This is a genomic window from Desulfosudis oleivorans Hxd3 (genome assembly GCF_000018405.1).
Classification (GTDB): Bacteria; Desulfobacterota; Desulfobacteria; order Desulfobacterales; family Desulfosudaceae; genus Desulfosudis; species Desulfosudis oleivorans.
The window spans coordinates 160,771-173,409 of record NC_009943.1 but is presented as its reverse complement, the minus strand read 5'-3'; the positions used below and the strand labels follow the sequence as shown (position 1 = coordinate 173,409).

Below are 12,639 nucleotides of genomic sequence, written 5' to 3'. Positions count from 1 at the left end.
AAGGACTCAATAAAAAAGCCGGGCCTTCCCAGGACTTCAGGAAGATCCGGCTTTTGGTGTTGCCGTTTTATTCAGCGCTTAGTCACACAGCTCAAACAGGCCGGCCGCGCCCATGCCGCCGCCGATGCACATGGACTCCACGCCGTACTTGACGCCCCTGGCCTGCATGTTGGCAAGCAACGTGGCGCAAAGCTTGGCGCCGGTGCAGCCCAAAGGATGGCCCAGGGCAATGGCGCCGCCGTGAATGTTGACCCGGTCCATGTACTTGTCAATCCCCAGCTCCCGGATAGAGTACAGGGCCTGAGAGGCAAAGGCTTCGTTGATCTCCCACAGGCCGATGTCCTCGACCTTCAGACCGGCCTTGTCCAGCAGCTTGGGAATCGCATACCGCGGGCCCACGCCCATCTCGTCGGACCGGCACCCCACCGTGGTGTAGATCTTGAGCTTGGCAATGGGCTTGAGGCCCAGCTCCTTGACCTTGTTTTCGCTCATGATGACGGAAACGGCAGCCCCGTCCGTTGTCTGGGAGGAGTTGCCCGCCGTGACCGAACCGCCGGCCGCAAACACGGGCCGCAGCTTGGCCAGTCCTTCCACGGTGGTGGCCTCCCGGATACCGTCGTCAAAGTCCTGCAGAAAGGTCTCCTTTTTGACGGTGCCGTCGGCCTGCTTCACAAATTTGGTGGCCGGGGTGGGAACGATCTCAGTGTACTGCTTTTCCGCCTTGGCCTTGGAGGCCTTCATCTGGGACTGGTAGGCAAACGCGTCCTGATCTTCTCTGGAAATTTTGTAGCGGTTGGCCACGTTTTCCGCGGTGATGCCCATGGACACGTAGTAGTCGGCCCGCTCGCGAGACCATTCCGGATGAGGGCGGGGCAGGTTGCCGCCCATGGGCACGTAGGTCATGGACTCGACGCCGCCGCCCAGGGTGACGTCCGACCAGCCGGACATGACCCGCAGCGATGCCAGGGCAATGGCTTCCAGGCCGGAAGAGCAGAAACGGTTGACCGTGGCGCCGGACACCTGGTCCGGAAAACCGGCCATCTGGACGGCAATACGGCCGATATTCAGGCCCTGCTCGGCCTCGGGAAAGGAACAGCCCAGCATCAGGTCGTCCACGTCTTTTTTCTCAAGACCCGCGGTTTTTTCCATGGCCGCGTTGATGATAAAGGAAATCAGGTCCTCGGGGCGGGTGTCTTTCAGGGCGCCCCGCCGGTTCTTGCAGCCCGGTGTTCTGACCGATGTAACAATATAAGCGTCTCTCATTTTAAATCCTCCTTAGTTGCGAAGCGGTTTGCCGGTTTTGAGCATGTGTTCGATGCGGGCCATGGTCTTTTCCTGCTTGAGAAATTCGATAAACATGGATCTCTCCAGGTTGAGAATGGCCTGCTCATCCAGCTCGCTGTTGGTCCGGGCGTCGCCGCCGGCAATGACATAAGCAATGTTTTTGGCCAGGTAGGCGTCGTATTCGCTGACATAGCCGCCGTTCTGCATGTTGAAAATTTCCGCGTTGACCATACCCCAGGCCGCCTCGCCCAGCACCTTGAGGGGCTTTTTGGCCGGCGGCGCGTAACCGTCGTCGATCATGCGCAGCACCTCTTTTTTGGCCTCGCCGATCAGGTTGTCCCGGTTGAACACGATTCTGTCGTTGGGCCCCAGAAAACCGTTGGCCCGGGCCTCGGCCGCGGACATGGACACCTTGGCCATGGCAATGGCCATGAAGGTGGGAATGAAGAACTTGGCCAGGTCGGCGTCGGTCACCGGCGCGGGAATGCCGCTGGTCATCTTTTTCCACAGGTTCATGCACCCGGTGCCGGCGGGCAGCACGCCCACCCCGATTTCCACCAGGCCCATGTAAAGCTCTGCATGGGCCACGATCCGGTCGGCGCCCAGGCACACCTCGCAGCCGCCGCCCAGGGCCATGCCGTAGGGTGCCGCCACCACGGGAAAGTGGGAGTAGCGCTCGCGCTGCACGGCCTGCTGCAGGGAATCGATCATTGTGTCAATGCCGTCAAACTCCTTGTTGCCCACAGCGGTCAGGATCTCCTTGAGGTCGGCGCCCGCGGAAAAGGCCCCGGGCATGCCGCCGGCCTGGTTGCCCAGCACCATGCCGGCGCCGTTGGCATCCACATAGTCCATGGCCTCGTGCATGAAGGCGATCAGTTCGGTGTTCAATGCGTTCATCTTGGTGTGAAACTCGCAGCAGAACACGCCGTCACCCAGGTCGATCAGGGAGGCGGACTTGCAGCTTTTGACCTCCCGGCCCTCTCCCTTGAGAATGGCCAGGGAAACCGCCACATCGCTTACCGGCACAGCCTTGTAAGACCCGGAGGCAAAATCATAAAACAGGGTCTGGCCTTTTTCGATCTTATAAAAAGTCTGGTTGCCGTCGGCCAGCATCTTCTTGACCTTTTCCGGAACGGCCAGGCCGTCCTTTTCCATCTTTGCCACGGATTCGGCCACGCCGATGGCATCCCATGTTTCAAAGGGACCCATTTCAAAGTTGTAGCCCCACTTCATGGCATTGTCGATCTCCACGATGGTATCGGAAATCTCCGGCACCCGGTTGGCCGCGTAGATCAGACCGGACGCCACCACCTTCCAGGCGTAGGCCGCGCCCTTGTCCTCGCCGTACACAATGGCCTTCATCTTTTCCGGCAGGGTCTTTTTGGACTTGGCATCGGCAATGCAGGGGAAATCCACGTCACCGGCGGATTCATACTCCAGAGTGGCGGGATTGATCACCAGGCGAAGCTTTTTGCCCTCCGGGCTTCTGTCCGTCTTGTAGAAACCGGCCTTGGTCTTGTTGCCCAGCAGCTTCTTTTCGATCATGGTTGAAACAAAGTCCGGGGTCAGAAAGTCATCTCTGGCCTCGTCGTCGGTCACCAGGTCATAGGTGTTTTTGGCCACATGGCTCATGGTGTCCAGGCCTACCAGGTCGGTGGTCTTGAACATGGCGGTCTTGGGCCGGCCCATGACCGGTCCGAACAGGGCGTCGGCCTCGGAAATGGTCAGTCCCATCTCCAGCATCAGCTGCATGGCCTTGACAATGCCCTGGACCCCGATGCGGTTGCCGATAAAGTTGGGGGTGTCCTTGGCCCACACAATGCCTTTGCCCAGCCGCTTTTCACCGAACGCGGCCATGAAACGGAGTACTTCTTCAGAGGTCTCCTCACCCTTGATAATTTCCAAAAGGTGCATGTACCGCACCGGGTTGAAAAAGTGAGTGCCCAGAAAATGCTGTTTAAAATCGGAACTCAGGCCTTCGGACATGGCCTTGAGGGGAATGCCCGAGGTGTTGGAGGAGATGATGCTGCCCTTTTTTCGCACCGGTTCGATGCGCTTGAACAGCTGCTGCTTGATCTTGAGGTTCTCCACTACCACCTCCACGATCCAGTCGCAGTCGGCCAGCTTGTCGAAATCGTCCTCCAGGTTGCCGATGGAGATCAGGGCCGCGTCCGACGAATGCATCAGGGCCGCGGGCCGGGACATCATAATCGTGTCATACCCGAACTTTACGATGCGGTTCCGTGCCGCGGGATCTTTTTTCTGCTCATCGGTCAGATCAAAGGGAACAATGTCGAGCAGCAGGGTCTCGACGCCCGCGCTGGCCAGCAGCGCGGCGATGCCGCCGCCCATCACGCCGGATCCGATGACAGCGGCTTTTTTAATCTTTCTGCTCATTACACAACCTCCTGTAATATATTTTAGGTTGAACTTGACACCATAGTGAATGAACGCTCATTCATTTTTTGGCGGTGACGCAACTGTTTGTCATAACTTGCCGTATCATTCAAGACTACACCAGTCCAACTGAAAGTACAACCAAAAAAACATTGACGTAAATTCCGCGGCACGGTATAGATAGGAACTTTAAAGCGAGGAGGAGTGGCCGAGCGGTTGAAGGCGGCGGTCTTGAAAACCGTTGAGCGAAAGCTCCGTGGGTTCGAATCCTACCTCCTCCGCCAGCCGTCAAAATGGAGAGATGGCCGAGTCGGTCGAAGGCGCTCGCCTGCTAAGCGAGTGTGTGGTGAAAGCTGCACCGAGGGTTCGAATCCCTCTCTCTCCGCCATCTTTTTCGCGCTTTCCGACCCGCGCCCACACCTGCCCCCGAAAAAATAAGCATTGATCAGACTTTGAAGTCTGTTCTATAATTATTAACGTTTTATCACCACAGTCGATCGACACCAGGGGGTTGCATGACATCCAAAACCGATCCACCGCGGGAACCTTCCGACGAGCTTGAGCTGGACTTTTCCATTGCCGACCTTTCCGATGCCGCCGACATGGCAGAAATGGAGCCGCCGCGGCCAAAGCCAACGGCAAAGGCAAGCGACAATGCGGTAAACCGCTTTATTCAGACAGACCGCCACGGCCGGGACCGGCGGCGCTGGAAACGGTTCACCATTGAGGGCGCCATTGTGATGATTCCCCAGACCGCCTTCTGGCGCATGGGCAAAACCAGTTACATCAAGCTCGGCCCGGTTAAAAACATCAGCATGAAGGGGCTGGCCATTCACTACGTGGAAAAAAACCAGAAACTGCTGGGCAAGGCAGCCACCCTTTCCATCATGTTTCCAGGTGAAGGGATTATTGTGGACAAAATCCCTTTCCGTATTGTGGGCAATGTAAAGGTCGCCGACCTGCCCGACGACAAAGAGGTCCGCAACCTCTGCGTGGCCTTTGAACGGTTGTTGCCCATGCAGAAAATGCAGATGGAAATGTTTATCGACACCTACGGCAACGAGCTGGGTGACTGACCTGGATATTTTTAGCCCTGCAGCCGCCTTTCTCCCAATCTCAGGGGAACCACCACGGCAAGAACGGACAGGGCGACCACGGTCGTAAAAGAGCCGATGATCCAGGCCCACGACTCCGGGCTCAGGGACCGGCCCCGCAGGCCGGCAAAAACCAGCCGGCTGGCCGGACCGGCCTCCAGCACGATCACCGCGATCACATAAAGCGCGCTGGTTGCCATGAACACAAACCCGCCGAAACTGCTCACCGCCTGGGCCGGATTTTCCGAAGAAAAATCGGGATACACCGCGCCGATACCCACGCCCATGGCCACGATAGCCGGCACCATCAGCGATACCGTGACAAGGGAGAGCACCATCATCTCACCGGCCACGTTCAGCAGAAGGTTGGTGACAACGATCAGGGTCATGGTCAGCACAAACAGCGGCACCAGGTAGACGAAAAACTTGATTCGCAGAAAGGTCCGAATGGAGACCGGCGCGCACTGGACGATCCAGAAAGCCGATTTTTCCATGCTCACTGCGGGGAAAGCAAACCGGGCCGTCACCGCGGTCAGCACAAAGGCGGCCAGCCCCATGTTCAGAAAGGCAAAAATGTTCTGCACCCACACCACGGGCATGGGTGATGTTTCCAGGGGCAGCACCTTGAAATTGTAAATATAGATCACCACCAGGGCAGCGATCAGAAACAGCTGGGACCACTGGGACTGGTCCCGGACAAAGGTACGGACCTCCTTTACGAAAAAGGCCCGCGCAGGGGCCGGGAGAAAGGCCGGCCATGACCGGTCCCGATAGATACGGCGGGCCGTATCTTCCGGTGTGACCGGGTCGGCCCATCCGGAGGATGACCTGGAAAATCCCGAAAAATAGACTGCCTCGGCAACAATCAGCATGAACACCACCAGGCTTCCGGCACAGGCGCCGCTCAGCAACAGGTTGAACAACAGGGCGCCGGTGTTGCCGGACAGGGCGGCGGTCACGCCGTCATAGGCCCAGGTGCTGGGCAGCCAGGCCGGGGCCGGGGCGTTAAGGGACCTCAGATACACCAGGGTGGTGGCAAACATCTCCGGATCCACCAGCCGCTCGGGCCGCATCATGCGAAAGGCGACGTACAGCAGAACAAACAGCAAAAGCCCCAGAAACACGAAAATGGTTTTCAACCGGGAGGCGGAGATCAGGTTGACCACAAAGGCAATGCCGGTGGCACTGATGGCCGAGGACGTGACGCACAGCATCAGCAGAAACAAAACCACGGCCAGGTAAAAAAGCGGACCGGCGCTGTAAACAATGCCGTGGGCCAGAAACACCGGCAGCACAAAAAGCACCACCATCCAGGAACTGTCCGCCGTGCTTTCGATCCACCGGGCGAAAAACAGGTGCCGGGCCGCCACCGGCAGGGAGTGCACCAGGTCCAGGTCCCGGGAGAGATAGAGCTTGGACAGGGTGGTAATAATACTGCTGAAAACAAGCAGGGAGAGCATGACCACAAACAGCATGGAAAGCAGTTTGTTTGCCAGAATATCGCCCAGGTCTTCGATGGATTCAAAATAGGTCAGCACCCGGAAGGCGCCGGCAAAGACCCCGGCCCACAGCACCAGTCCCACGGCGCCGAACACCGCCACCCGGGTCTTTCCGGACAGAAAAATCCGGTTTTTAAACGACAGTATCCTGGGCGCCAGCAGGGTTTTGATTGTTTTCAGCACAATTTACCTTCCATATATAGTCTTGTCATTATAGCATACCCCGGCGCTCCTGCTGAAGTCGTTATTTTTTTGCAATCCGGTTCAGTCTTTTGTAAAAAGAAGGTTCGTGATACCCTGTGCGCAATCAGGGATACGGCTTTCAATCGAGGGATAAAAACATGAAAATTACGCCTGATGATATTCGCCACGTGGCAAAACTGGCACGGCTGGATATCGCGGAGACCGACATCAACGCCTTTGTCTCCCAGATCGGTGAAATCCTGGACTATGTAGACACGTTGAACCAGGTGGCCACGGAGAACGTGGAGCCCATGGCCCACGCCATTTCGCTGACCAACGCCTTTCGCGAGGACACGGTCCGGGAAGCGGGGCCTGTGGAAAAAATTCTCAACAACGCGCCGGCAGCCGCGGATAATATGTTTTGCGTGCCCAAAATCATAGAATAACGGCAAAATAAAAGCAAAAGACACAAACAGACATGGAACCTTACGCATTAACCATACATGAGGCCCGGCAACTGCTGGACAAAAAAGAGATCTCTTCCGTTGAGCTGACCCGGTCGGTGTTTGACCGCATCGAACGGGTGGAGCCAAAAGTGGGGGCCTACATTACCCTGGCCCGGGAGTCTGCCCTGTCCGCTGCCGCTGCCGCGGACACGCGCCTTCAGAGCGGCGGCATCGCGCCCCTTACCGGCATTCCGCTTGCCGTCAAGGACCTTATCTGCACCACCGGTCTTCGCACCACCTGCGCCTCCCGCATGCTGGAAACCTTTATGCCCCCCTATGACGCCACGGTGATTGAAAAGCTTAAAACTCAGGGGGCCGTGATCACGGGCAAGGTGAACATGGACGAGTTTGCCATGGGATCATCCACCGAGCATTCGGCCCTGGGGTCCACCAAAAACCCCTGGAACCTGGCCTGCATTCCCGGCGGCTCTTCCGGCGGGTCGGCCGCGTCCGTGGCCGCGGACATGTGCCTTGGCTCTCTGGGGTCGGACACGGGCGGCTCCATCCGCCAGCCCGCCTCCCACTGCGGCGTGGTGGGCATCAAACCCACCTACGGCCGGGTCTCCCGGTACGGCCTGGTGGCCTTTGCCTCCTCTCTGGACCAGATCGGGGTCCTGGCCAAGGATGTGACCGACAGCGCCCTGCTGCTTTCGGCCATCTCCGGCCACGATCCCAGCGACTCCACCTCGGTGCCCAGGGAGGTACCGGACTACGCGGCCTCCTGCGAAAAAGGGCTTTCCGGCCTCACTATCGGCGTGTGCCGGGAGTACATCAATGCCGAGGGCCTGGATCCCGAGGTGGCCGATACCGTGAACCGGTCCATCGAACACATGAAAGCACAGGGCGCCGCCTGCGTGGAGGTCTCCCTGCCCCATGCTCAATACGCGGTGGCCGCCTATTATGTCATTGCCCCGGCCGAGGCCAGCTCCAACCTGGCCCGGTACGACGGGGTCAAGTACGGGTTCCGCGATCCTGAAGCCGACAGCCTGCTGGAGATGTACGCCCGCACCCGGTCACGGGGGTTTGGCAAGGAGGTCCAGCGACGGATCATTATCGGCACCTACTGTCTCTCCTCCGGTTATTACGACGCCTACTATCGAAAGGCCTCCCAGGTGCGATCCCTGATCGCCGATGATTTTAAAAAAGCGTTTGAAACCTGCGACGTGATCGTGTCGCCGGTGGCCCCCACCCCGGCCTTTGAACTGGGCGCCAAGACCGAAGACCCGCTGACCATGTACCTGTCCGACATCTTTACCCTTTCGGCCAACCTCGCCGGCGTGCCCGGCATGTCGGTGCCCGGCGGGTTTTCCAGCACCGGCCTGCCCATCGGCGTACAGCTCATCGCCGGCCATTTTAACGAACCGGCCCTGGTGCGGTGCGCCTGGAACCTGGAGCAGGCCGTAAACATCGCGAACAAAAAGCCGGCCTTATAATAAGGAGAAGAAATCATGACAACCGTAATGCCCGAGGGCGATCGTATCAAGAAAGCGGTGGCATGGGTTGATGAACAGCGGCGGGAACACCCGGAAAAACCGCCCCTGGCCATTGCCGGTGAGGCCACGCTCATGTTTGACCTCTCTCCCCTGGAAGCCGACTTTCTGGAAAAATTTGCCTGCGGCAAGGCCGGCGGCTGCTGACACAAATATTTCAGGCTGCCTGCGTATCGCATGACACTTTTCGGACGAGGAAACGACACATGGCCGTGATTCGGATTCTTCCGGAACACCTTTCCAACAAGATCGCTGCCGGCGAGGTGGTGGAACGGCCCGCCTCGGTGGTCAAGGAGCTGGTGGAAAACGCCATCGACGCCGGAGCCTCGGCCATCTTCGTGGAAATCCAGAACGGGGGCCGCTCCCTGGTCCGGGTAACCGACAACGGGGCGGGCATGGGCAAAGACGACGCCCTGCTCTGCCTGGAGCGGTACGCCACCAGCAAAATCGCCGACGAAAAAAGCCTGTTTGCCATCTCCACCCTGGGGTTCCGGGGAGAGGCCATTCCCAGCATTGCCTCGGTATCCGAGTTCGTTCTGACCACCCGGCCGGCCGATGCCGATGCCGGCACCCGCATTCGGGTCTCCGGCGGCACCATCACCGACGTGGCCGACACAGGCGCGCCCCCGGGCACCACAGTGGAGGTGGGCCGCCTCTTTTTCAACACCCCGGCCCGGCGCAAGTTTCTAAAGGCCGTGGCCACGGAAACCGGCCACATTGCCGACACCCTGGCCGCCTTTGCCCTGTGCCGGCCCGACATTCACTTCAAGCTGGTCCAGGACGGCCGGACCGTGAAAAACTGGCCCCGAACCGCCGATCCCCTGGAACGGATCACGGACGTGCTGGGCAGCCAGACCCGGGGCCACATGGCGCCGATTTCCTGTGCTGACGACACGGTTACCATATCCGGCTGGACCTCCTCTCCGGCGGTGACGCGCAGCACCTCCCAGAAGATTCACCTGTTTGTAAACGGCCGGATCGTAAAAGACCGGGGCCTTCAGTACGCCCTGTTTGAAGGCTACAGGGGGCGGCTGGTCAAAGGCGCCTTTCCCGTGGCCGCCATCTTTATCAACATTCCCTTTGACCGGGTGGATGTCAATGTTCACCCCACCAAAAACGAGGTGCGGTTTGCCGACCAGCGCCGGGTCTACCAGGCCCTGAAAACCGCGGTGGCCGGTGCCTGGGCCATAAACGCAGCCCCACCCTGGAGCGACGGACAAAAGCCATCCCGGCCGGCGCCGGCTTTTTCTTTGCCGGGCGTCAGGCCCGCGCCCAAAGTCAGCGAGTCTGTGTTTCAATATGCCACACCCCTTCCCCTGCCCTCCTTTGCGAATGCGGGGGATGAACCGCCGGCCCCGGCCAGGCCCCGGCTTTCCGGGGATGCAGAGCCCCGGCCGCTCGAAACGCCCGTTTCTTCGGACGGTCATCAGTCGTTTTTCCGCTTTTCCGACCTGGCCGTGGTGGGACAGGTGTTTAACACCTATATTGTCTGCCAGGCCGACGCCCAGGTGGTGCTGATCGACCAGCACGCGGCCCATGAACGCATCCTGTTTGAAGCCTTGAAGCAGCGGGGCCAAAACCGCCCGCTCCCCGGCCAGAACCTGCTGGTGCCGGAAACCGTGGAACTGACCCACAAAAGCGCGGCCGCCATTGAGCCCCTGCTGGACGCCTTTGCCGCCATGGGCCTTGAGATCGAGCCCTTTGGCCCCACCGCCTTTGTAATCAAGGCCGTGCCCGCCGTCCTGGCCGACACGGCCGTTGGCCCCATGGTGGCCGAAATCGCGGAAAAGCAGGCAGACACCGGGTTTGCCCCGGACCCCGACACCCTCACCAACGACGTGCTGCACGTGATGGCCTGCCACGCCGCCATCCGCGCCCACCAGCGGCTTTCCGAGGCGGAAATAAAGGCCCTGCTGGCCCGGCTGGACGGCTGCGACAACCCCAGGCACTGCCCCCACGGCCGGCCCACCGCGATTTTCTGGTCCACAAGTGAGATTGAAAAGGCTTTCAAGCGCATTGTCTGACCGGAATTTCTCATTGGATTTTCGACATGGACAAATCGTTTTCTAAAACACAAACCGGCTTAAGGCGTCATTGCGAGCGAAGCGAAGCAATCTTTACCGGGATGCGTGTGCCACAAGATTGCTTCGTCGCTCCACTCCTCGCAATGACGTGTTGTTTCAACTCAAAAAAACCGTTTTGATTGAGGAGACACCATGCCGAAAAAAACCATGAAACCCTACTGGATGGCCGGCCTTCTGATGGCCGGCCTGTTTGCCGTGCTGCTGGGCATGCGCTTCGGCCTTTTTTCCGGCCTGATGAACCCCTCCCTGCCCGGCGCCGCCCACCTGGCCGACCAGGTGCTGCCGGAGCAGGACACGTGGATGAGTATCCTGCAGAACGACAAAAAAATCGGCTATTCCCACTCCCGGTTGTTTAAAACAGCAGACGGCTACGCGGTTGCTGAAACCGTTTTTTTAAACATCACGGCCATGGGCATGCGCCACGCTGTCAAACTGAACACCTCCGCCGTGCTTCACCCGGACCTGACCGTGGACACGTTTTCTTTTAAGATGGATTCGGGCCGGCTCTCCTTTTCCGCCCAGGGACGGGTGGCGGATGGGCGGGCTGTTGTCAACACCACGGCCGACGGCAAGACCCAGTCCTTTGAAATCCCCCTGCAGGAGGCCCCCTACCTGCCGTCTGGTGTTCTTCACGCCGTCACCAACTCCAGCATGGCACCGGGCGAATCCATGACCTTTTCCATGTTCGACCCATCCATCATGGCCACCACACCGGTCACGGTCACGGTTGTGGGAAAAGAGACCATCACGGTGTTGGGTGTTGACCGGATTACCACAAAAATTCACATGCGAATGAAGCAGGCCGAACAATTTGCCTGGCTCAGCGAGGACGGTGAGGTGGTAAAAGAGTCCGGCCTCATGGGGCTGACCCTTGTAAAGGCGGAAAAATACGATGCCATCGCCGGCCTGTCCGAAGATGCAGCGGACCTGGTGGAGCTGGTGGCCGTGGATGCCGGGGTCCGGTTTGACAATCCTTCGGCCCTTAAATGGCTGGCAGTGGAAATCAGCGGCATCGACATCAATCCGGACCGGCTCTCTTCGGTCCGCCAGTCGTTTGACGAACAGGTGCTGACCATCACAAAAGAGTCGCTTTACGGCCGGGGGGACCGGGTTCCGGCCGGCCGGCTGGCGCCCTTTCTGCTGGCAGACCCCTTTGTCCAGTCCGATGATCCGGCCATCAGAGAGCTTGCGGCGCGCATCACAAAAGACCACAGCGAACCGGTCAAAAAAGCACAGGCCCTGATCGACTGGGTCTACACCGAAATTGAAAAACGGCCGGTGGTGTCCCTGCCCAACGCCCTTTCCACCCTTCGCACCCGGCAGGGCGACTGCAACGAACACGCCGTGCTCCTGGCGGCCCTGGCACGAGCCGCGGGCATTCCCGCCGGTATTGAAACCGGGCTGGTCTACCTGGACGGAAAATTCTTCTACCACGCCTGGAACTCGCTTTATGTGGGGAAATGGATCACCGCGGACGCGACTTTCGGCCAGTTTCCGGCTGACGTCACCCATATCCGCCTGGCCGGCGGCACCGGCGAAGGACTGCTGGACCTGATGGGCATCATCGGCAAAATTCAACTGAAGGTCGTTGCGTTTGAACCGGCGGGGTCGCAGCAATAGGCAATAGGGGGCATATGGCTGTGAATCCGACAGGCGCCTTGACTACTGGACCCTCAATCGAGATCTTCTTATGAACTCAGCACTGTTTTTTTGGGCAGCTTCGGCATTCTCCGCGGTTTGTTTCGCGGCGCATGTATTCGCCGGTGGCAAGATGTTCGTCGCACCGCTTATGCAGAATACGACCATCGACCCAACGATAAAATCCCTCAGCTATGTTTCCTGGCACTGTGTGTCTTTGTTGTTTGCCTCTTTTGCTGTGACCTTCGCATTTGTTGCCTTGAAGCCGCAAAACGTATCGTTAGCGGCAGTCGCCTCATTAATGAGTGGTGCGACAACTATTATGATTTTTGCAATGGCGCTGCGAGGGCACAACGTGATGTTAAAATTGCCGGCAGTTTACTTTTTTGGCCTGATCGCGTTGTTGGGCTCAATAGGGCTAATCATCAAATGACGCTTCACGACAGCCAGCACGAGACTCGCGA

At 58.9% G+C, this 12,639-nt stretch carries 10 protein-coding genes and 2 tRNA genes; 9 read left to right on the top strand and 3 right to left on the bottom strand.

Annotation, left to right across the window (positions count from 1 at the left end; all coding sequences use genetic code 11):
- Positions 1-78: 78 nt before the first annotated feature.
- Both DOLE_RS00780 and DOLE_RS00775 read right to left on the bottom strand, forming a co-directional pair.
- Positions 79-1,263 (bottom strand): thiolase family protein, encoded by a 1,185-nt coding sequence (locus tag DOLE_RS00780; protein ID WP_012173585.1) that lies wholly within the window; start codon positions 1,261-1,263, stop codon positions 79-81.
- A gap of 12 nt (positions 1,264-1,275) precedes the next feature.
- A complete protein-coding gene (locus tag DOLE_RS00775; RefSeq protein WP_012173584.1) occupies positions 1,276-3,681 on the bottom strand; it encodes a 3-hydroxyacyl-CoA dehydrogenase/enoyl-CoA hydratase family protein in 2,406 nt (801 codons plus the stop codon).
- 198 nt (positions 3,682-3,879) lie between these two features.
- Between DOLE_RS00775 and DOLE_RS00770 the strand changes: the two genes are divergently transcribed.
- The 3 genes from DOLE_RS00770 to DOLE_RS00760 all read left to right on the top strand — a co-directional run bounded on the left by DOLE_RS00770 (position 3,880) and on the right by DOLE_RS00760 (position 4,757).
- A tRNA-Ser gene (locus DOLE_RS00770) sits at positions 3,880-3,965 on the top strand.
- Between the two features lie 11 nt (positions 3,966-3,976).
- Positions 3,977-4,069, top strand: a tRNA-Ser gene (locus DOLE_RS00765).
- A 127-nt stretch (positions 4,070-4,196) separates the two neighbouring features.
- The gene (locus DOLE_RS00760) at positions 4,197-4,757 is read left to right on the top strand and encodes a hypothetical protein (RefSeq protein WP_012173583.1); all 561 of its coding nucleotides are present in this window, start codon (positions 4,197-4,199) and stop codon (positions 4,755-4,757) included.
- A gap of 11 nt (positions 4,758-4,768) precedes the next feature.
- Here DOLE_RS00760 and DOLE_RS00755 read toward each other — a convergent pair whose 3' ends face one another.
- Positions 4,769-6,457 carry a putative ABC transporter permease subunit gene (locus DOLE_RS00755; RefSeq protein ID WP_012173582.1) on the bottom strand — a complete coding sequence of 563 codons (1,689 nt, stop codon included), beginning with the start codon at positions 6,455-6,457 and terminating at the stop codon, positions 4,769-4,771.
- A 158-nt stretch (positions 6,458-6,615) separates the two neighbouring features.
- Here DOLE_RS00755 and gatC point away from each other — a divergent pair, with 158 nt between their 5' ends.
- The 6 genes from gatC to DOLE_RS00725 all read left to right on the top strand — a co-directional run bounded on the left by gatC (position 6,616) and on the right by DOLE_RS00725 (position 12,608).
- Positions 6,616-6,903, top strand: coding sequence for an Asp-tRNA(Asn)/Glu-tRNA(Gln) amidotransferase subunit GatC (gene gatC, locus DOLE_RS00750; protein WP_012173581.1), 288 nt, complete (start codon positions 6,616-6,618; stop codon positions 6,901-6,903).
- 32 nt (positions 6,904-6,935) lie between these two features.
- Positions 6,936-8,396: an Asp-tRNA(Asn)/Glu-tRNA(Gln) amidotransferase subunit GatA gene (gene gatA, locus DOLE_RS00745; RefSeq protein ID WP_012173580.1), complete on the top strand. Its 1,461-nt coding sequence runs from the start codon at positions 6,936-6,938 to the stop codon at positions 8,394-8,396.
- Positions 8,397-8,411: 15 nt separating this feature from the next.
- Positions 8,412-8,600 (top strand): hypothetical protein, encoded by a 189-nt coding sequence (locus tag DOLE_RS00740; protein ID WP_012173579.1) that lies wholly within the window; start codon positions 8,412-8,414, stop codon positions 8,598-8,600.
- A gap of 59 nt (positions 8,601-8,659) precedes the next feature.
- Positions 8,660-10,477: a DNA mismatch repair endonuclease MutL gene (gene mutL, locus DOLE_RS00735; protein WP_012173578.1), complete on the top strand. Its 1,818-nt coding sequence runs from the start codon at positions 8,660-8,662 to the stop codon at positions 10,475-10,477.
- Between the two features lie 192 nt (positions 10,478-10,669).
- Positions 10,670-12,157, top strand: a complete 1,488-nt coding sequence (locus DOLE_RS00730; protein WP_012173577.1) for a transglutaminase-like domain-containing protein — start codon at positions 10,670-10,672, stop codon at positions 12,155-12,157.
- A 70-nt stretch (positions 12,158-12,227) separates the two neighbouring features.
- Positions 12,228-12,608 carry a hypothetical protein gene (locus DOLE_RS00725; RefSeq protein WP_041280270.1) on the top strand — a complete coding sequence of 127 codons (381 nt, stop codon included), beginning with the start codon at positions 12,228-12,230 and terminating at the stop codon, positions 12,606-12,608.
- Positions 12,609-12,639 lie beyond the last annotated feature (31 nt).

Coding starts and splice junctions, on each gene's coding strand:
- DOLE_RS00780 (WP_012173585.1), bottom strand. CDS start 1,263: ATGAGAGACGCTTATATTGTTACATCGGTCAGAACACCGGGCTGCAAG.
- DOLE_RS00775 (WP_012173584.1), bottom strand. CDS start 3,681: ATGAGCAGAAAGATTAAAAAAGCCGCTGTCATCGGATCCGGCGTGATG.
- DOLE_RS00760 (WP_012173583.1), top strand. CDS start 4,197: ATGACATCCAAAACCGATCCACCGCGGGAACCTTCCGACGAGCTTGAG.
- gatC (WP_012173581.1), top strand. CDS start 6,616: ATGAAAATTACGCCTGATGATATTCGCCACGTGGCAAAACTGGCACGG.
- gatA (WP_012173580.1), top strand. CDS start 6,936: ATGGAACCTTACGCATTAACCATACATGAGGCCCGGCAACTGCTGGAC.
- DOLE_RS00740 (WP_012173579.1), top strand. CDS start 8,412: ATGACAACCGTAATGCCCGAGGGCGATCGTATCAAGAAAGCGGTGGCA.
- mutL (WP_012173578.1), top strand. CDS start 8,660: ATGGCCGTGATTCGGATTCTTCCGGAACACCTTTCCAACAAGATCGCT.
- DOLE_RS00730 (WP_012173577.1), top strand. CDS start 10,670: ATGCCGAAAAAAACCATGAAACCCTACTGGATGGCCGGCCTTCTGATG.
- DOLE_RS00725 (WP_041280270.1), top strand. CDS start 12,228: ATGAACTCAGCACTGTTTTTTTGGGCAGCTTCGGCATTCTCCGCGGTT.